The organism is Pradoshia eiseniae (assembly GCF_002946355.1).
Lineage (GTDB): Bacteria > Bacillota > Bacilli > Bacillales > Pradoshiaceae > Pradoshia > Pradoshia eiseniae.
In genome coordinates this window covers 1-19,694 of the sequence record NZ_PKOZ01000023.1, presented here as the reverse complement: position 1 = coordinate 19,694, position 19,694 = coordinate 1, and the positions used below count along the sequence as shown (strand labels likewise).

Sequence of the window (19,694 nt, the reverse complement as noted above, 5' to 3'; positions counted from 1 at the left end):
CACGGAAGTTAAGCTCGCGCGCCGATGGTAGTTGGGGCCGCGCGTCCCCTGTGAGAGTAGGACGTTGCCGGGCAAGCAGAAACCAGTTCAGTTTTGAGCTGGTTTTTTTGTGCATTTACGATATGGGTAAAATTGTTATTGTAAGGGACTTATTGTATCACATAGATGTGCATATCACCCACCGAGTTTAGAGCCTAGTAATTAAAGGAGTTCAAACAAAGGACGTCGAAGTGTTTATGGAAAGTATAGATTATTATAGGAGTTTTACTATGCAAATGTGGGAGCAAAGGATTATACGGACGGACAGAGGCTCTATTGAAGTTTTTATCAAAGGGGAGGGATTGCCAGTTTGCGTCACCCATCATTATTCAGCGTTTAATCATACCGGTGATTACTATGCAGATATATTTACGGATAAAAATAAAGTCGTTCTCGTGAACTTAAAGGATGCTGGAAACTCGGACAAACCGAACCATGCGTATGAATTAAGCATGATTGATGCTGTGTTGGATTTAGAAGAGGTAAGAAAAAAGTTAGGCTATAAAGAGTGGATATATGCAGGGCATTCAACAGGAGGGATGATTGGTATTCTATATGGAATCCATTATTCAACTTCCTTAAAAGCATTGATTTTAACAGGTACAGCGGCTAGAGAATATAGTTCATCAAATAAATGTGTATACAATGTTAATCACCCCCATTTTAAGAGGATGCAAGATTTATTGGAATTGTTAAAGCAACCGAATATGCATGAAGAAGAGAGATCTCTTTTATTAAAAGAAAGAACGCAGCTATCTTTGAGGAAACCAGAGAACTATGAGAAGTATTTTTCTAAGGATATAGCGAAAAGGATTGTCCCTTCCAGGTTGGATTTTTTCAGTCGGGAGGCCCTCATTTTTGATGTGACCCGTCAGTTGTCTAAAGTTCGGACAAAAACGGCTATTCTATGTGGGAGTTATGATGTTCAGTGTCCTTTGGAGTTTTCCGTTGAATTAAGCCAAGCTATTCCTGATGCCAGTTTAAATATTTTTTTAAATAGCAATCATTATCCTCACTTGGAGGAAAGAGATACTTTCAAGCGAGTAATCTATAATTTCTTGAAAGAGTTAGAGGAGTGAGTGCAGATGGCAAAACCAGTCGTTGAGATTCATGACTACGATACAAGCTGGACTGATCAATTTGAGAGGGAGAAGCAAAGGGTTGAAGGGACCCTTGGCCATCAGGCCCTGGCAATTGAGCATATTGGGAGCACATCAGTGACAGGAATGCCGGCTAAACCGATTATTGATATTATGGCTGGTGTCAGTGATTTGGAGAATGCTTTGTCGTTCGTAAAACCTCTTCGTGAGATTGATTATGAATATGTTCAAAACTCATCATTTAAAGATCGGTTCTTTTTTCGCAAGGGATTATGGAGACAAGGAACCTGTCATTTACACATATGTGAGTATGATGGGTATGAGTGGAGGGATAAGCTGCTGTTTCGTGATTATCTTCGAACAAATCCAAAGGCAGCAGCTGAGTATGCCTCCTTAAAACAACAGCTTGCAGCGAAGTATACATATGAAAGGTCTACTTATACAAAGGAAAAGGAGCCATTCATTAAGCGAATACTGATGAAGGCCCGTTTAGAAATTGAATAGTTCTATCTAAAAAATATGCTGAAGGGGTGATGGCTTGATTTTACATACAGAGGTCATTGGGGAAGGTGAGCCGCTAGTATTTCTCCATACTGGGCTTCAAACAGGAATGACGGATTTTAATTATCAGAGAGAGTACTTTAAGAACAAGTATAAAGTAATTCTGCCTGATTTAAGAGGGCATGGTAAATCTGAGGCTAACTCTATTACGAAAGAGTTCTTTGAGGTTTCTGCTCAGGATCTCGAGGAAACACTCATGCATATTGGTGTTACTTCCGTTCATATTGTAGGGTGCTCATTAGGTGGTTTGGTCGGTCTATGTTTTGCGAAAAGGTTCCCTCATCGTGTGAAGAGTTTAACGCTCTCAGGTATTATGGCTGAAAAACCGGAAAACTGGCTGGAGCAGCATAGGTTAGAGGTGGAGAGTCAGCGACAAATGCTAGAAAATGAGAGTGTTGTGAGTTATTTCGATGGGTTACATCAATCTGATTGGAAACAGTTTCTCGTCTTTGCTCAAGATGAGGAGTGGTATCCATTTGAGATCACAAAAGATTTGACTGGGATTCAATCGCCTATTTTGTATATGGTAGGTGAAGGAAATGATTCCGAATGCAGGAGCGCTTTGCTGTATCAGTCCATGCATGAAAATATCCATGTAGCCATCATCCCTTTTGCTGCTCATCTGGTACATGAGGAACAAGCCGGCATCTATACGGAAGTGCTGCGGGAGTTTTTAGGAAAAGTAGATATGCCGGATAAGACCATAATTTAGGAGGGAACCTTTGTTTATAAAAATATATGAATACGATATCCGGGGAGATAGAGAAGCTCTGTTCCTAAGTATCCAGGAGAAGGCAGCCTCCATTTATCAGGCACATATGAATTGTGAAGTAATGCTTTTGAAAAGCTTAGAGGATAAAACAAAATGGTTAGAGATATCTCGGTATAACAGTCAGGATGACTATTTAAATGGTATGAAAAGGGTGAATGAGGTGCCAGCTATTCAATATTTATTTAAAGAATTCAAGTCCTGCTTAGTCTCAGATATATTGGATATACAAGAGCAAAATTACTTGATGAAATTACGAATATAAATAATTTGTACGCCTTCTATCTATCAGAACGTATAAATTCAAATAATAAGCCGATCAGCAAACCCTTTCTTTCCTTTTCTTTTCCCTTTAGCAATCCCCAAAAATGGGATACACTAAGGGTGAGTTATTTAAGCAAGAGAGGAAGAGTAGTATTGGCAAAGCCGAAGAAGCAGCGTTTTGAGCTGATGGATAATGAGACGATCGATGCGTGTTTAGATCGGATGAAAAGAGAAGGATATTTTCCGGTGAAACGGGTGGAAAAGCCGATTTTCCAGGAAGTGATTTCTGAAGGGAAAACGGAATATGTTCCAGTTTCGAGGCAAATTATCTTTGAAGGAAGGTTAATTGAGCAGTAAAAACGAACGTTTTTATATTGATAACGAGAAACGTTCGATTATCAGTTGACAGTTAAAAGTTCAGATTGTTAATATGGATACGAACATACTATATAAACCTATATGCAATGATTCTCTCATATAATAGCGGGGATATGGCTCGCGAGTTTCTACCCAAAGACCGGATAAATTTTTGGACTATGAGGGAAAGCACATTTCTCAAGACACTTGTGAGGTAAGCATTTCCTGTGTTTGGGATGCTTATGGCATGGCTATTTAAGCTGTGTGAGCTGCTTTCTCTTTTTAGAAAGTGTGTTCATGCAGCTTTTTTATATGGAGAGGAGATAATAATAATGAACCCTCAGGTTGGAGTCATCATGGGAAGTATTTCAGATTGGGATACGATGAAGCATGCTTGTGAAATTCTTGAGATGTTTGGTGTGGAGTATGAGAAGAAGGTTGTATCGGCCCACCGGACACCAGACCTCATGTTTGAATATGCAGGGAGTGCCCGCCATAGAGGCTTGAAGGTAATCATCGCGGGAGCGGGCGGTGCGGCCCATTTGCCTGGGATGGTCGCGGCGAAGACGAATTTGCCTGTGATTGGTGTGCCGGTACAGTCGAAGGCGTTAAATGGGCTGGATTCCTTGCTGTCAATCGTGCAGATGCCAGGTGGTGTGCCGGTGGCGACGGTTTCGATTGGGACAGCAGGCGCGAAGAATGCCGGATTGCTTGCGGTGAAGATTCTTGGGGCATTTGAGCAGGAATTGGCCGAGAAGCTGGAGGAATATACGTTGAATCTGCAAAGACAATCAATGGAGAGCTGTGATGAACTTGACTGAGCAGATTCCTGTTATTTTGCCGGGGAAGACGATTGGAATCATTGGAGGCGGCCAGCTTGGGAGAATGATGGCGATAGCGGCAAAGCAATCGGGCTTTAAGGTTGCCGTGCTTGACCCGACACCCAATAGTCCTTGCGGGCAGGTGGCTGATGTGGAAATTACGGCCGCTTATCATGATGCTGCTGCCTTGGAGCGGCTGGCGGAAATAAGTGATGTAATCACATTTGAGTTTGAGAATATAGATGCTGATTCACTTGACCAGATTGCTGATAAGGCTCACATTCCGCAAGGGTCGAATGTTTTGCGCATCACACAGGATCGTATCTTGGAGAAGCGTGCGATTGAGCGTTCAGGCGTGAAGGTAGCGCCTTATGCTGAGATTTATAGCCAGGAGGATTTGAAACAAGCAGCTGATGTGATTGGATATCCTTCTGTACTAAAAACAGCTAGAGGCGGTTATGATGGGAAGGGACAGCTTGTGCTAAGAAGCTCTGAGGACCTGTCGCAGGCAGCAGGTATCCTGGCATATGGACCTTGTGTGCTCGAGACATTTATCCCTTTTGAAAAAGAAATCTCTATCATAGTGACAAGAAAATCGGATGGGGAATTCAGAGTCTTCCCGGTCGTTGAGAATATCCATATGAACAACATCCTGCATGAGACAATTGCGCCGGCAAGAATCAGTGAGCTGGCGCAAGTGGAGGCAATTGATCTGGCCTATCAGCTGGCTGTGTCACTTGATTTGGTCGGAACGCTTGCTATTGAGATGTTCTTGGTCAGTGAAAGCGAAATTATCATTAATGAGCTCGCGCCCAGACCTCATAATTCGGGGCATTATTCCATTGAGGCATGTATGACCTCACAGTTTGAACAGCATATACGGGCGATTTGTAATTGGCCGCTCGGACAGACGGAGATGCATATGAATGCCGTCATGGTGAACGTGCTTGGTGAGCATGTGGACGGTGTTATCGATGCGATTGCTGTCAATCCAGAGTGGAAGGTTCACTTCTATGGGAAAGAGGAAGCGAAGGTTGGCCGGAAAATGGGCCATATCACCATTTTGAATCCAGACCCTGAAGAAGTGCTCTGGGAACTTGAAGAAACGAAGATTTGGAAAGACAAAAGCATAATCAAATAGAAAAGGTGGACAACATTCATGATAGAACGTTATACAAGACCTGAAATGGGCGCAATTTGGACGGAGGAGAACCGTTTCAAGGCTTGGCTAGAAGTGGAGATCTTAGCGTGTGAAGCTTGGGCAGAGCTTGGGGCAATTCCGAAAGAGGATGTTAAAGCGCTGAGAGAAAATGCAACATTTGATGTAAATCGCATCAAGGAAATCGAAGAGGAAACACGCCATGATGTTGTAGCCTTTACGCGCGCGGTTTCTGAAACGCTTGGTGAAGAGCGGAAATGGGTGCATTACGGTCTGACTTCCACAGATGTTGTCGATACGGCATTATCATACTTATTGAAGCAAGCGAATGATATCTTGCTTGCTGATGTAGAACGCTTCATCACGATTCTAGAAGAAAAAGCAAAGGCTCATAAATATACGGTCATGATGGGACGTACGCATGGGGTACATGCAGAACCGACGACGTTTGGACTAAAGCTTGCCCTTTGGGTAGAGGAAATGAAGCGTAATTTGGAGAGATTAAAAGCAGCTGCAAAGAATGTTGAGTTTGGCAAGATTTCTGGTGCTGTTGGAACGTATGCGAATATCGATCCGTTCGTGGAGCAATATGTGTGCGAGAAGCTTGGTATTTCTGCAGCACCAATCTCGACTCAAACCTTGCAGCGTGACCGTCATGCACAATATATGTCAACGCTGGCACTGATTGCGACATCTATAGAGAAGTTCGCAACTGAGATTCGCGGCCTGCAAAAAAGTGAGACGCGTGAGGTGGAGGAATTCTTTGCGAAAGGACAAAAAGGTTCATCCGCCATGCCGCATAAGCGCAATCCAATCGGTTCTGAGAATATGACGGGTCTTGCACGCGTTATCAGAGGCCATATGATGACTGCCTATGAGAACGTAACGCTTTGGCATGAAAGAGATATATCTCATTCTTCAGCAGAGCGGATTATCCTGCCGGATGCGACTATTCTGTTGAATTACATGTTGAACCGTTTCGGTAATATCGTGAAGAACCTGACTGTCTTCCCGGAAAATATGAAACGCAATATGGAGCGCACTTATGGCTTGATTTATTCCCAGCGTGTACTTCTAGCGCTCATTGACAAGGGATTATCAAGGGAAAAAGCCTATGATACGGTACAGCCAAAAGCGATGGAAGCGTGGGAAAAGCAAGTCCAATTCAGGAAGCTGCTTGAAGAGGATGAAGTGATCACAAGCTATCTGTCTAAAGAGGAATTAGATGACTGCTTCGATTACAACTATCATCTAAAAAATGTGGATGTAATCTTTGAACGCCTAGGGCTTTAAGAAACGGAGGGCAGCCTTTTATTAGGAGGCATGCCCTCAATTTTTCTCTCATATAGCATTAATGATATTTCCATTTAGGGGGCTATGCAGTGGTACATGGTGAACTTCTTTATGAAGGTAAGGCTAAGCGTATTTACGCAACGGAGAATCCTGAAATTGTGCTTGTTCAGTACAAGGACTCCGCGACAGCCTTTAACGGGAAAAAATTTGCGACTATTGAAGGGAAGGGACAGTTAAATAACCAGATTACGAGCTTGCTATTTCAAGAGCTTCGTGCATCTGGGATTGACTCTCACTTCATCGAGCAGATCGCAAAGAATGAGCAGCTTGTCAAACGGGTGAGTGTCATCCCGCTTGAGGTTGTTGTCCGCAATGTGGCAGCCGGCAGCTTTTCAAAAAGGGTCGGTATGGAGGAAGGTATACGGCTAAAGCACCCAATTGTCGAGTTCTATTATAAGGATGACGCCCTTGGGGACCCGCTGATTACAGAGGACCATATCGATATTCTCGGACTCGCGAGTGAGGAAGATGTGGCTGTGCTGAAGAAAAACGCCTTGCAAATCAATAAGAAGCTAACAGGGCTATTTGCCTCTGCAGGAATTAAATTGGTCGATTTCAAGCTTGAATTTGGCAAAGATAGCAAAGGTCAAATCCTCCTGGCGGATGAAATTTCACCCGATACGTGCCGCCTATGGGATGAGGTTTCGAACGCTAAGTTAGATAAAGATGTGTTTCGCCGTGAATTAGGCAGCCTAACGGAAGCCTATAAAAAAATACTAGAAAAGCTGGAGGGCCTCCAAAATGCATAAAGTGAAAGTATATGTGACCTTACGTGAAAGTGTCCTAGATCCGCAGGGTACTGCTGTGCAAAAATCTCTGAATTCTATGAATTATCAAGAGGTTAAAGATGTACGGATAGGCAAATACATGGAGCTCTCTATTGAGAAATCTGATAGAGACCTAGATGAAGTCATACGAAGCATGTGTGAAAAATTATTGGTTAACACAGTGATTGAGGATTATCGCTATGAGATTGAGGAGGTAATCGCACCGTGAAATTTGCCGTGATTGTCTTCCCAGGATCAAATTGTGATGTCGATATGTACCATGCTGTAGTGGATGAGCTGGGAGAGGAAGCGGAATATGTTTGGCATACGGAAACGAGCCTGGATGGCTTTGATGCGGTTCTGCTGCCAGGCGGCTTCTCCTATGGGGATTATCTGCGCTGTGGGGCGATTGCCCGCTTTTCACCGATTATGGAAGCGGTGAAACAAGCGGCGGGGGCAGGGAAGCCTGTTCTTGGTGTTTGCAATGGATTTCAGGTGCTGCTAGAGGCAGGTCTTCTTCCTGGGGCAATGCAGCGGAACTCAGGGCTGAAGTTCATCTGCCGTCCGCAGGAATTGGTCGTAAAACAGACCGATACGCCATTTACCTCCTGCTATGAAATGGGTGAAACAATTACGATTCCCATCGCTCATGGGGAAGGCAACTATTATTGTGATGAAGCGACCTTGCGGCAATTAAAGGATCAGCAGCGCATTCTTTTCACGTATTCAGGCAATCCGAATGGAAGTCATGAAGATATTGCCGGAATCATAAATGAGAATAAGAACGTTCTTGGGATGATGCCCCATCCGGAGCGGGCTGTATCGGATATGCTTGGCAGTGTTGACGGATTAAAGCTATTTAAATCGATTGTTCACTATTGGAGGGAAACCCATGTCGTTAATGCTTGAACCGACTCCATCTATGATTAAAGAAGACCGTGTGTATGCCTCAATGGGAATAACCGATGAGGAGTTCGCCAGTATTGAGAGAATTTTAGGACGCCTGCCAAATTATACGGAGACAGGGCTTTTCTCGGTTATGTGGTCTGAGCATTGCAGCTATAAGAACTCAAAGCCCGTGCTGAAGAAGTTCCCGACAGAAGGGGAGCGCGTACTTCAGGGTCCTGGAGAAGGAGCGGGTATCGTCGATATCGGTGACGGCCAGGCAGTCGTATTTAAGATTGAAAGCCATAATCATCCGTCCGCCATTGAGCCTTATCAAGGTGCAGCAACTGGTGTCGGCGGGATTATCCGTGATGTGTTCTCAATGGGAGCGCGCCCAATTGCCCTTCTTAACTCCCTTCGTTTTGGGGAGCTGACAACTCCGCGCATGAAATATTTATTTGAAGAAATCGTGTCCGGTATTGCCGGATATGGCAACTGCATCGGGATACCGACGGTTGGCGGAGAAATCCAGTTCGACCCTTCCTATGAGGGAAATCCATTGGTAAATGCAATGTGTGTTGGCCTTATTAATCATGAGGATATTAAAGTCGGCCAGGCTCGCGGTGTTGGCAATACGGTTATGTATGTGGGCGCGAAGACAGGCCGTGACGGAATCCACGGGGCGACATTTGCCTCGGAGGAGCTGACGGACGAATCTGATTCCAAGCGTCCGGCGGTACAGGTCGGAGACCCGTTCATGGAGAAGCTCTTACTTGAGGCTTGTCTTGAATTAATCCAATCGGATGCACTCGTCGGCATTCAGGATATGGGAGCGGCAGGCTTGACAAGTTCTTCAGCTGAGATGGCATCAAAGGCAGGGAGCGGAATCGAGATGAACCTTGATTTAGTGCCGCAGCGTGAGACAGGGATGACGCCATATGAAATGATGCTTTCAGAATCACAGGAGCGGATGCTGATTGTCGTGACAAAGGGCCGGGAAACTGAAATTGAGGAATTATTCGAGAAATACGGTCTCGAAGCCGTAGCGGTGGGCGCCGTGACGGATGATAAAATACTTCGCTTAAAGCATCATGGAGAGATTGTGGCAGAGGTGCCAGCTGACGCGCTTGCTCTTGATGCACCTGTATACCATAAGCCTTCAGAAGAGCCGGCTTATATCCGTGAATTCCGTGAGATGAAGACGGAGGTACCGGCAGTAGAGGATTATACAAAAGCCCTTCTTGCCCTGCTGGCGCAGCCGACCATTGCGAGCAAGGAATGGGTGTACGATCAATATGATTATATGGTTCGCACAAATACGATTGTGGCTCCGGGCTCAGACGCGGCTGTTGTCCGTATTCGCGGGACGAAAAAAGCACTTGCGATGACGACGGATTGCAATTCTCGTTATCTATACCTTGATCCAGAGGCAGGCGGCAAAATCGCTGTGGCTGAGGCTGCTCGCAATATCGTTTGTTCAGGAGCAGAGCCGCTTGCTATCACAGACTGTCTGAATTTTGGGAATCCTGAGAAGCCTGAGATCTTCTGGCAGCTTGAAAAGGCGGCAGATGGCATGAGTGAGGGCTGCCGTGTGCTTAGCACACCGGTTATTGGCGGGAATGTCTCCTTATATAACGAAACGAATGGGGAGGCAATCTATCCGACTCCTGTAGTCGGCATGGTTGGCCTTGTACATGATACAAAGCATATTACGACTCAATCATTTAAGAAAGCGGGAGACTTGATTTATATCATTGGCGAGGCAGCCCCTGAGTTTGGAGGGAGCGAGCTTCAAAAATGGATGAACGGCGGGCGTATTTTTGGTCAGTCACCCAAAATCGACCTTGAGGTGGAAAAAGAACGGCAGAAGACACTGCTTCAAAGCATTCAGGAAGGACTTGTTGAGTCCGCGCATGATATTTCTGAAGGCGGTTTAGGCGTTGCGCTTGCAGAGGGGCTGTTCACAGCAGAGGGACTTGGCCTTGATGTTGAGGTGGCCGGTGAAATCGTAACGGCTTTATTCGCAGAAACGCAGTCACGCTTTGTGGTTTCGGTGGATGCGGCAAACAAAACAGCCTTTGAATCACTCGTGCCAGATGCGAAATTAGCGGGTACCGTCACGGAATCAGGGAGATATGTCATCCGGTCAAAAGAAGAGCTGAACATCATTGATATTGAAGCAACGGAGCTATTGAACGCTTGGAAGGGAGCTATACCATGCTTGCTGAAATCCGTGGATTAAATGAAGAGTGTGGATTATTTGGCATTTGGGGTCATGAGGAGGCATCTCAACTCACCTATTATGGGTTACACAGTCTTCAGCATAGAGGACAGGAAGGCGCAGGAATGGTGGTGACCGATGGGGAAACCCTCCGTGTCCATAAAGCAGAAGGCCTCGTAAATGAGGTATTTTCCCAAAAGACGATGGAGGATCTAAAGGGCAATGGTGCGATTGGCCATGTTCGCTATGCCACAGCAGGCGGAGGGGGTGTTGCGAATGTGCAGCCATTTCTATTCAATTCGCAAACGGTTGGAAGCTTTGCCTTGGCTCATAACGGTAACCTCGTCAATGCAACGAGTCTGAAAAACCAGCTCGAGGTGCAGGGAAGCATCTTCCAAACGACCTCTGATACGGAAGTGCTGGCTCACTTGATTCGCCGTTCTGGTACAGGAGCCTTCAAGGATCGGGTCAAACAGGCACTGTCACATGTCCAAGGTGCCTATGCTTTCCTAGTGATGACGGAGACGGATATGCTGATTGCGGTCGACCCGCATGGCTTGCGTCCAGTATCAATTGGTCGCCTCGGAGGCGCCTATGTTGCGGCATCAGAAACCTGTGCATTTGACCTTGTCGGGGCTGAGTATATAAGAGATGTGGAACCTGGCGAGCTTGTCATCATAAATGATGAAGGAATCCACTCAGAATTCTTTGCCTTCTCCACCGGCCGTGCGATGTGCAGTATGGAGTATATTTACTTCTCGCGTCCTGACAGCAATATTGACGGCATCAATGTTCATACAGCCAGGAAAAACCTCGGCAAACGTTTGGCGAAGGAAGCGCAAATTGAAGCAGATGTGGTGACTGGTGTACCTGATTCAAGCATTTCAGCCGCGATTGGATTTGCTGAGGCAAGCGGCATCCCGTATGAAATGGGACTGATTAAGAATCGGTATGTCGGACGCACATTCATCCAGCCATCCCAAACCTTGCGCGAGCAAGGGGTAAAGATGAAGCTGGCACCGGTACGCGGTGTCGTCGAAGGCAAGCGGGTTATCATGGTTGATGATTCAATTGTTCGCGGCACAACAAGCAGAAGGATCGTTAAAATGCTGAAGGAGGCGGGAGCAAAAGAAGTGCATGTATGCATTAGTTCTCCACCTATTAAAAATCCATGCTTCTATGGAATTGATACCTCTTCGAAGGAAGAGCTAATTGCAGGCAGGAACACCGTTGAGGAAATCCGTGAGATGATTGGTGCAGACACTTTGACATTTTTGAGCGTGGAAGGGACGATTGAAGCAATCGGGCGACCGTTTGAGGGGGAATACCGCGGACAGTGCATGGCTTGCTTTACCGGCAAGTATCCGACAGAGATCTATACGATGGAAGACCATCCGTATGAGAAAATCAACTAACATAGCAGGATCCGTACTAGATGGAGAGGAAGATGACAATGTCGAATGCTTATAAAAATGCGGGTGTAGATATTGAGGCTGGCTATGAAGCGGTAGAGCGGATGAAAAAGCATGTCAGCCGTACGAAGAGACAGGGTGTGCTAGGCTCACTAGGCGGATTTGGAGGGATGTTCGATCTTTCTGCCTTAAACGTTAAGGAGCCGGTCCTCGTATCAGGTACGGATGGGGTTGGAACAAAGCTGATGATTGCGATGATGATGGATAAGCATGATACGATTGGTATCGATTGTGTGGCCATGTGTGTGAACGATGTCGTCGCACAAGGAGCCGAGCCCCTCTTTTTCCTTGATTACATCGCCTGCGGGAAAGCTTTGCCGGAGAAAATCGAAGCGATCGTTAAAGGCGTTTCTGAAGGCTGCCTGCAAGCGGGCTGTGCTCTTATTGGCGGGGAGACAGCAGAGATGCCTGGCATGTATAGCTTGGAGGAGTATGATTTGGCTGGCTTCACGGTCGGTGTTGCGGAAAAGAGCCGGATGATTGATGGAAGCAAGGTTTCAGCAGGTGACGTGCTCATCGGTCTGCCTTCAAGCGGTATCCATAGTAATGGATACTCACTTGTTCGGAAGATTCTGCTAGAGGATGCGGGTCTCGAGCTTTCCTCTTATGTGGATGAGTTAGGCAGCACGTTGGGAGCTGAATTGCTGCGCCCGACGAAGATTTATGTGAAACCAGTGCTTGCTGCGCTTGAAACAGAGGGCATTCATGGAATTTCCCATATCACTGGCGGCGGGTTCTTTGAGAATATCCCGCGCATGCTGAAGGAAGGCCAAGGTGTTGAGATTGAGCTCGGCACATGGGAAATCCCGGCTATATATCAGCTCTTAAAGAAAAAGGGTTCTTTAGGGGATGACGAGATGTTTAACGTGTTTAATATGGGAATAGGTATGGTTCTCGCCGTTCGGGCTGCCGATGCAGAAGCGGTGATTCATGTACTGGAGCATCACGGGGAGAGGCCAGCTCGCATAGGAAGTGTGACAGAAAATCCAGGGGTCCATTTTACAGAAAAACGTTATTATAGGGAGAAGCCATGACAAAGATTGCGATATTTGCTTCGGGAAGCGGAAGCAATTTTCAGGCGATCGTGGAAGCAATGCGCACAGGAGACGCGCGTATATCAGTAGAAATGCTGATTTGTGACCAGCCAGGAGCGTATTGTGTGACCCGGGCTGAAGAGCTGGGTGTGCCTGTATTAACATTCAAGCCAAAGGATTACCCCTCCAAGAAGGCATATGAAGAGAAAGTGCTTGCTGTCCTGCGTGAAAAAGAGGTGGAATGGATTATTCTTGCTGGGTTTATGAGATTAATTGGGCCTTCATTGTTAGAGGCCTATCCCAATCGGATTTTGAATATCCATCCTTCCCTTCTGCCGTCCTTTCCGGGAAAAGATGCCGTGGGGCAAGCGATGGCAGCGGGAGTGAAGGTATCCGGTGTGACAATTCATTATGTGGATGCTGGAATGGATACAGGCCCAATCATTGCCCAGGAGGCCATTACAATTGAAGCTGGTGATGATTCAGCTAAGGTTCATCAGAAAATCCAGCAAGTTGAACATCGTTTATATCCAGCCATTATAGAAAAGGTGTGTAATTGACAGGAGGAGCAGATATGGCAACAAAGCGTGCATTGATCAGTGTATCCGATAAGACAGGAATTGTAGAGTTTGCGAGGCAAGTAGCAAGCCTCGGCTTTGAGATTATCTCAACAGGCGGAACGAAAAAGGTACTTGCGGAAAATGCTATTCCGGTTAAAAGTGTCAGTGAGGTGACCGGTTTTCCTGAAATCATGGACGGACGTGTGAAAACATTGCATCCGGCCATTCATGGAGGGCTTTTAGGAAAGCAGGACAATGACTCACATATGCAGCAGCTGGCAGACCAGGGCATTATGCCAATCCAGCTCGTATGCGTAAACCTATATCCATTTCAGCAGACAATAGCGAGGAGTGGCCTGACAGTTGAGGAAGCGATAGAGAATATAGACATTGGCGGCCCGGCAATGCTGCGTGCCTCTGCGAAAAACCATGAATCAGTGGCTGTCGTCGTTGACCCGGCTGATTATGAGACAGTGCTGAAAGGGTTGGAGACAGGTGAGCTTTCCTTAAAGGAAAGAAGGCGTCTTGCAGCAAAAGTATACCGTCATACCGCTGGCTACGATGCAATGATTGCCGAATATATGACGAATCTTGCAGAAGAAGAGCAGCCTGAGTCTGTTACGATTACTTATACATTGAAACAGCCCCTTCGCTATGGGGAAAACCCGCATCAGAAGGCAGCCTTCTATCAAAAGCCATTGGGTACAGCCTTCTCCATTGCAAATGCCAAGCAGCTTCATGGTAAGGAGCTTTCCTATAACAATATCAATGATGCGGATGCAGCCCTCCAAATTGTGAAGGAATTTGACCAGCCAGCAGCCGTCGCGGTCAAGCATATGAATCCATGCGGGGTCGGTACGGGAGAATCAGTTGCAGAGGCCTTCCAAAAAGCATATGATGCTGATCCTACGTCCATTTTTGGCGGTATTGTGGCATTGAACCGTGAAGTGGATGCTCAGACAGCGAGCGCTTTGCATGAGATATTCCTGGAAATTGTCATTGCTCCATCCTTCTCCAACGAGGCGCTCGAAATCTTGACCTCAAAGAAGAATATCCGTTTGCTTGAGGTTGATTTCAGTGCTAAGGATATGAAGGAGAATAAGCTTACTTCGGTTGCTGGAGGTCTTTTGATTCAAGATTTGGATTATGCGACATTGGATGATTCAGAGATGAAGATTGCGACGAAGAGAGAGCCGACACAAGCGGAATGGGAAGCGCTGAAATTCGGCTGGAAAGTCGTGAAGCATGTGAAATCCAATGCGATTGTCGTAGCAGATCGCCAAATGACGCTTGGTGTTGGCGCAGGCCAAATGAACCGGATAGGAGCAGCCAATATCGCACTTGAACAGGCTGGTGAAAAGGCGAAGGGAGCCATACTCGCATCTGATGCTTTCTTTCCGATGGATGACACCGTTGAGGCAGCAGCAAAAGCAGGCATAACAGCCATCGTTCAGCCAGGAGGCTCCGTTCGTGATGAGGACTCCATTAAAAAGGCGGATGAATACGGAATTGCCATGGTCTTCACGGGCATACGCCATTTCAAACATTAAAAGGAGCGATGAGGGACGATGAAGATATTGGTTATTGGCCGAGGAGGCCGCGAGCATGCGCTGGCACGCAAGTTTTCTGAGAGCAGGCATGTCGATAAGGTGTATGTTGCACCTGGCAATCCCGGAATGTCTGATGTCGCTGAACCTGTGGCCATCAATGAGATGAATCTCCAAGCCTTAGTGGATTTTGCGCGTGAGCGTGAGATTGGGCTGACCTTTGTTGGGCCTGAGGTGCCGCTCATGAATGGAATTGTCGATGAGTTCACGAAAGAGGGCCTAGTTATTTTTGGACCGACAAAGGCTGCTGCTATCATTGAGGGAAGTAAATCCTTTACAAAGGATTTACTGAAGAAGTATGCGATCCCAACGGCTGACTATGAGACTTTCACTGAGCTTGAACCAGCTATTGCCTATGTGAAGAAGCAGGGCACACCGATTGTCATCAAGGCGGACGGACTGGCTGCCGGCAAGGGTGTTGTCGTGGCTATGAATGAACGGGAAGCTATTGGAGCGCTTGAGGCAATGCTTGCAGATGCGAAATTCGGCAAGGCCTCGAGCAAGGTCGTCATTGAGGAGTTCCTTGCTGGACAGGAGTTCTCTTACATGGCTTTCGTTAATGGGGAACATGTATATCCAATGGAGATTGCCCAAGACCATAAGCGTGCATTTGATGGGGATAAGGGTCCGAATACAGGCGGTATGGGCGCCTGCTCCCCTGTACCGCAAATTAATGAGACAATCGTCCAAAAAGCGCTTATCGAAATTCTGCTCCCGACCGCCAAAGCGATGGTTAAGGAGGGACGCCCGTTCACGGGTATCCTCTATGCTGGGCTGATAGCGACCGAAGACGGACCTAAAGTCATAGAATTCAATGCCAGATTTGGTGATCCGGAAACACAGGTCATCCTGCCAAGGCTTAAATCAGACCTAGTGGAAGTGGTTCAGCATGTTCTTTGGGGACGTGACTTTGAGCTGGAGTGGACGGAAGAAAGCGCGCTTGGCGTCGTACTGGCTGCTAATGGCTATCCCGAAGATGGGTATGAAAAAGGAGCAGTCATTAAGGGACTAGGTTATATTAGTGAAGATATGTACGTCTACCATGCAGGCACAGCCAAAAATGACTATGGTGAATTCATTACGAATGGGGGCAGAGTCCTGCTTGTAACCGCTCTTGGCTCTTCTATAGAAGTGGCGAAGAAGAAGGTGTACCAGGAGCTTGAGACCATTCAATGCAAAGGGCTATTTTATCGTCATGATATTGGTGAAAAAGCGACAGTGCCTAGTTTAATAGAATAACTCCTTACGTGAGTCTATCATGCCAAACTGGTGTGATAGGCTTTTTTGCTGTCCGTAGAATAATTATTTTTAGCCATTACGGACATCATGCTTGATAGATAAGATTTGAAGATGGCTATCGGCTTTCCTGCTAATGAAGAAATGTCAAGGTTAATAAGGATTTTAGGATAACTTTCGTGCTCTAAATCGAAAAAATGTGGTACAATTATGAAAAGGCTTACATTTCCAGTAAATGATAATAAGCTGCTAGAGGTAACCGGTTTGGCTGAAGGAGGATTGTTCATGCTTGAGCAACGATATAGATGGAAAAACAAACAGCTAAGAGAACATGTAAGCATCATAGATGGGAAAAAGGCACCAACTATCGTGTTGAGAAATGCCGTTTATTTAAATCAAGTGTTGGAAGAATGGATGGAAGCGAATATTTGGATTTACAAGGATCGAATCATATATGTAGGAGATAAGATGCCGGCAGTGCAGGATGGTTGTGAAATCATTGATTGCGCGGGACAGTATCTTGTTCCGGGCTACATAGAACCGCATGCACATCCTGCGCAGCTGTACAATCCTGTCACGCTCGCTTCTTACGCTGCCCAATTCGGAACAACGACATTGATTAATGATAATATGACCTTGTTTACATTATTGGAAAAAAGGAAAGCGTTTGCGCTTCTGAAGGAGCTGCGAAACCTGCCCTACTCCATGTTTTGGTGGGCAAGGCTAGACTCGCAGACAGAGCTATGCAATGAAGAGGAAGTCTTCTCCCATGCAAATGTAAAGAGCTGGCTTGAGCATGATGGCGTGCTCCAGGCAGGGGAGCTGACTGGCTGGCCGCGTTTGCTTGATGGTGATGATATGATGCTGCACTGGATGCAGGAGGCAAAACGGATGCGCAAGAAGATTGAGGGGCATTTTCCGGGCTCATCAGAAAAGACCCTGGCGAAATTGATGCTTCTTGGTGCAGATTGTGATCATGAGGCGATGACGGGTGAAGAGGTCATTAGACGGCTTGGGCAAGGCTATCATGTGTCCTTGCGTCACTCCTCGATTCGTCCAGATTTGCCAGGCATCCTGGAATACCTCCAGGAATATGGACTGAAGTCATATGATAAATGTTTCTTCAATACAGACGGGTCAAGTCCTGGCTTTTACAAGGAAGGATTTACGGATAGCCTGATTAAAATTGCGATTGACAAGGGTGTGCCGCTGATTGAAGCATACAATATGGCCTCCTTGAACATCGCCCGTTACTATCATATCGAGTATTTACATGGGAATATTGCGACTGGGCGCGTGGCTAATATCAACTTCCTTGAAGAGAAGGATAACCCGACCCCTCGTTCTGTGCTATCAAAGGGACAATGGGTAAAAAAAGATGGTGCCGCCTGCGCAGAATACAAATCTCCGCTTCAATGGGAGGAATATGGATTAAGCCCGCTTGCGCTTGATTGGAATTTAACGGAGGATGATTTGCAATATTCCATGCCATTCGGAATTAATATGGAGAATAGCGTCATTACAAAGCCATATTCCATCCATATTGATATTTCAAGAGAAGTATTGGATATGGATCATGATGAATGCTACTTTACGTTTCTTAGAAGAGATGGACAATCCCGCATCAATACGCTGCTGAAGGGCTTTGCGAGTCATCTGCATGGGTTTGCCTCCTCCTTCACCAATTCAGGCGATATCATCCTGATTGGTAAGAGTCGGAAGGACATAAAGCTCGCCTTCAATCGGATGAAGGAAATAGGCGGAGGAATCGTGATAGCAGAGAAGGGGGAAATATTGTTTGAGATGCCGCTTGAGCTTCAGGGTGTGATGTCTAAAGCGAGTTTGCCTGATTTAATCGAGCAGGAGAGCCGTATGAAGGAATTGCTTGCGGAAAAAGGGTACCCCTTTGAAGACCCGATGTATTCGCTTTTATTCTTTACATCTACTCATCTTCCATATCTCCGTGTAACACAGGCTGGCTTATATGAAGTCATGAATAAATCTATACTCTTTCCAACTATAATGCGTTAAAATAATAAAGAGAAGGCTAGCATGAGGAGGAGGAGTCACATGTTAAAGAAGATTTGTACATTCATGATTATTTGCACCGTGCTTCTCGCAGGCTGTAAGTCTAATGAAGCCCCTGAAACCGCCAAAAAGGAAGACAGCAATAGCCGCCATACCAGTGAGGTTTATCCGCTGACAGGTTTGGAAGCGGAAGAGGGAGAGGATCATAGGGCAATCGCTGTCATGGTGAATAATCACCCGGAAGCGAGACCGCAATCAGGGTTGTCTAAGGCAGATGTTGTGTATGAGATTTTGGCAGAAAGCAATATCACGAGGTTATTGGCGATTTATCAGAGTGAATTTCCAGAAACGTTTGGCCCGGTCAGAAGTGCAAGGGATTATTACATTCGCTTAGCGAAAGGGTATGATAGTCTCTTCGTTTTTCATGGCTGGAGCCCAGAAGCTAAGAAATTAATTGAGAGTAATTACGTAGATCATTTAAATGGGCTTAAATATGATGGCACATTATTTGAACGAGCTTCATTTCGGAAAGCGCCTCATAACTCTTATATTACATACGATCATGTGATGGAAGGGGCAGAGGAGAAAGGGTATGATATGAATACCAGCGCCCCTAGCTATACCTTCATGTCAAAAGAGGAAGCGAATGAAATAAAAGGGGATGACTATTCAAAAATCTCCGTTTCTTATGATTCCTCGAGTTTTGATGTGACCTATGAGTATAATGAGAACAGTGAAACGTATTCCCGTTATACCGCAGGGATGAGGACTGAGGACTATGACACCAATGAACCGGTCGAGCTGGCCAATGTTTTCATCATCGAAGCAGAACATGAAGTAGTGGACGATAAGGGCAGACGTGATATTGATTTGGAGAGCGGAGGAAATGCCTACTTGCTCCAAAAGGGAAAACTACTTAAAATACAATGGGAATCGGATGATAATCGAATTGTTCCTGTTACAGATGGTAAAGAAATAAAATTAGTGCCTGGGAAGACATGGATCAATGTCATTCCGACATCAGGCCTTGAGGAGAGTGTCACACTCTCAAATAATTAGGAGGATTATTTTTTATATGCAAATTGACAAACTAAAAGGCAAGGAATTGGATCAATTATTCAATGCCATATTATCGTTGAATGACCTTGAGGAATGCTACCGTTTCTTTGATGATCTTTGTACAGTCAATGAAATTCAATCATTGGCGCAGCGGCTTGAAGTAGCTCGCATGCTGGAAGAAGGAAAGACCTATCACATGATTGAAAAGGAAACAGGAGCAAGCACAGCGACCATTTCCCGTGTGAAACGCTGCTTGAATTACGGCAATGACGCGTATTCAATGGCGCTTGGCAGACTAAAAGAAAAAGACGTATAAACCAGCAGCTGAACTGCACCCCGAATAGTGGACACTTTAAAAAAAGTGGACCCTATTCGGGGTTTTCCTATTCTCTTTCAGGAAAA

General features: G+C 45.9%; 20 protein-coding genes and 1 riboswitch. All 20 genes read left to right on the top strand.

The window, feature by feature from the left end:
* Positions 1-269: 269 nt before the first annotated feature.
* A complete protein-coding gene (locus tag CYL18_RS18190; RefSeq protein ID WP_236636522.1) occupies positions 270-1,118 on the top strand; it encodes an alpha/beta fold hydrolase in 849 nt (282 codons plus the stop codon).
* 6 nt (positions 1,119-1,124) lie between these two features.
* A complete protein-coding gene (locus CYL18_RS18185; RefSeq protein WP_104850894.1) occupies positions 1,125-1,643 on the top strand; it encodes a GrpB family protein in 519 nt (172 codons plus the stop codon).
* Positions 1,644-1,677: 34 nt separating this feature from the next.
* Positions 1,678-2,412 carry an alpha/beta fold hydrolase gene (locus CYL18_RS18180; RefSeq protein WP_104850893.1) on the top strand — a complete coding sequence of 245 codons (735 nt, stop codon included), beginning with the start codon at positions 1,678-1,680 and terminating at the stop codon, positions 2,410-2,412.
* A 10-nt stretch (positions 2,413-2,422) separates the two neighbouring features.
* The gene (locus CYL18_RS18175) at positions 2,423-2,734 is read left to right on the top strand and encodes a hypothetical protein (RefSeq protein ID WP_104850892.1); all 312 of its coding nucleotides are present in this window, start codon (positions 2,423-2,425) and stop codon (positions 2,732-2,734) included.
* A 185-nt stretch (positions 2,735-2,919) separates the two neighbouring features.
* The gene (locus CYL18_RS18170; RefSeq protein ID WP_201741318.1) at positions 2,920-3,090 is read left to right on the top strand and encodes an NETI motif-containing protein; all 171 of its coding nucleotides are present in this window, start codon (positions 2,920-2,922) and stop codon (positions 3,088-3,090) included.
* Positions 3,091-3,186: 96 nt separating this feature from the next.
* A riboswitch (purine riboswitch) is annotated at positions 3,187-3,290 on the top strand.
* Between the two features lie 132 nt (positions 3,291-3,422).
* On the top strand, positions 3,423-3,911 hold the full coding sequence (gene purE / locus CYL18_RS18165) for a 5-(carboxyamino)imidazole ribonucleotide mutase (RefSeq protein ID WP_104850890.1): 489 nt from the start codon (positions 3,423-3,425) through the stop codon (positions 3,909-3,911).
* Positions 3,898-5,052 carry a 5-(carboxyamino)imidazole ribonucleotide synthase gene (purK, locus tag CYL18_RS18160; protein WP_201741317.1) on the top strand — a complete coding sequence of 385 codons (1,155 nt, stop codon included), beginning with the start codon at positions 3,898-3,900 and terminating at the stop codon, positions 5,050-5,052. Before purE ends, purK begins: the two co-directional genes overlap by 14 nt.
* A gap of 18 nt (positions 5,053-5,070) precedes the next feature.
* Positions 5,071-6,363, top strand: coding sequence for an adenylosuccinate lyase (gene purB, locus CYL18_RS18155; protein ID WP_104850889.1), 1,293 nt, complete (start codon positions 5,071-5,073; stop codon positions 6,361-6,363).
* Positions 6,364-6,452: 89 nt separating this feature from the next.
* Positions 6,453-7,172: a phosphoribosylaminoimidazolesuccinocarboxamide synthase gene (purC, locus tag CYL18_RS18150; RefSeq protein WP_104850888.1), complete on the top strand. Its 720-nt coding sequence runs from the start codon at positions 6,453-6,455 to the stop codon at positions 7,170-7,172.
* Positions 7,165-7,419, top strand: a complete 255-nt coding sequence (gene purS / locus CYL18_RS18145) for a phosphoribosylformylglycinamidine synthase subunit PurS (protein ID WP_104850887.1) — start codon at positions 7,165-7,167, stop codon at positions 7,417-7,419. The genes purC and purS overlap by 8 nt, the downstream gene beginning before the upstream one ends.
* Positions 7,416-8,099 carry a phosphoribosylformylglycinamidine synthase subunit PurQ gene (gene purQ / locus CYL18_RS18140; protein ID WP_104850886.1) on the top strand — a complete coding sequence of 228 codons (684 nt, stop codon included), beginning with the start codon at positions 7,416-7,418 and terminating at the stop codon, positions 8,097-8,099. Before purS ends, purQ begins: the two co-directional genes overlap by 4 nt.
* A complete protein-coding gene (gene purL / locus CYL18_RS18135) occupies positions 8,083-10,317 on the top strand; it encodes a phosphoribosylformylglycinamidine synthase subunit PurL (RefSeq protein ID WP_104850885.1) in 2,235 nt (744 codons plus the stop codon). Before purQ ends, purL begins: the two co-directional genes overlap by 17 nt.
* Positions 10,293-11,711, top strand: coding sequence for an amidophosphoribosyltransferase (purF, locus tag CYL18_RS18130; protein ID WP_104850884.1), 1,419 nt, complete (start codon positions 10,293-10,295; stop codon positions 11,709-11,711). The genes purL and purF overlap by 25 nt, the downstream gene beginning before the upstream one ends.
* A 38-nt stretch (positions 11,712-11,749) precedes the next feature.
* Positions 11,750-12,802: a phosphoribosylformylglycinamidine cyclo-ligase gene (purM, locus tag CYL18_RS18125; RefSeq protein ID WP_104850883.1), complete on the top strand. Its 1,053-nt coding sequence runs from the start codon at positions 11,750-11,752 to the stop codon at positions 12,800-12,802.
* Positions 12,799-13,362 carry a phosphoribosylglycinamide formyltransferase gene (purN, locus tag CYL18_RS18120; RefSeq protein WP_104850882.1) on the top strand — a complete coding sequence of 188 codons (564 nt, stop codon included), beginning with the start codon at positions 12,799-12,801 and terminating at the stop codon, positions 13,360-13,362. The genes purM and purN overlap by 4 nt, the downstream gene beginning before the upstream one ends.
* Before the next feature lie 14 nt (positions 13,363-13,376).
* On the top strand, positions 13,377-14,912 hold the full coding sequence (gene purH / locus CYL18_RS18115) for a bifunctional phosphoribosylaminoimidazolecarboxamide formyltransferase/IMP cyclohydrolase (protein WP_104850881.1): 1,536 nt from the start codon (positions 13,377-13,379) through the stop codon (positions 14,910-14,912).
* Between the two features lie 18 nt (positions 14,913-14,930).
* Positions 14,931-16,208 (top strand): phosphoribosylamine--glycine ligase, encoded by a 1,278-nt coding sequence (purD, locus tag CYL18_RS18110; protein WP_104850880.1) that lies wholly within the window; start codon positions 14,931-14,933, stop codon positions 16,206-16,208.
* 282 nt (positions 16,209-16,490) lie between these two features.
* On the top strand, positions 16,491-18,236 hold the full coding sequence (locus tag CYL18_RS18105; RefSeq protein WP_104850896.1) for an adenine deaminase C-terminal domain-containing protein: 1,746 nt from the start codon (positions 16,491-16,493) through the stop codon (positions 18,234-18,236).
* A 39-nt stretch (positions 18,237-18,275) separates the two neighbouring features.
* Positions 18,276-19,292, top strand: a complete 1,017-nt coding sequence (locus tag CYL18_RS18100) for a DUF3048 domain-containing protein (protein WP_236636521.1) — start codon at positions 18,276-18,278, stop codon at positions 19,290-19,292.
* 16 nt (positions 19,293-19,308) lie between these two features.
* A complete protein-coding gene (locus CYL18_RS18095) occupies positions 19,309-19,608 on the top strand; it encodes a YerC/YecD family TrpR-related protein (protein WP_104850879.1) in 300 nt (99 codons plus the stop codon).
* Positions 19,609-19,694 lie beyond the last annotated feature (86 nt).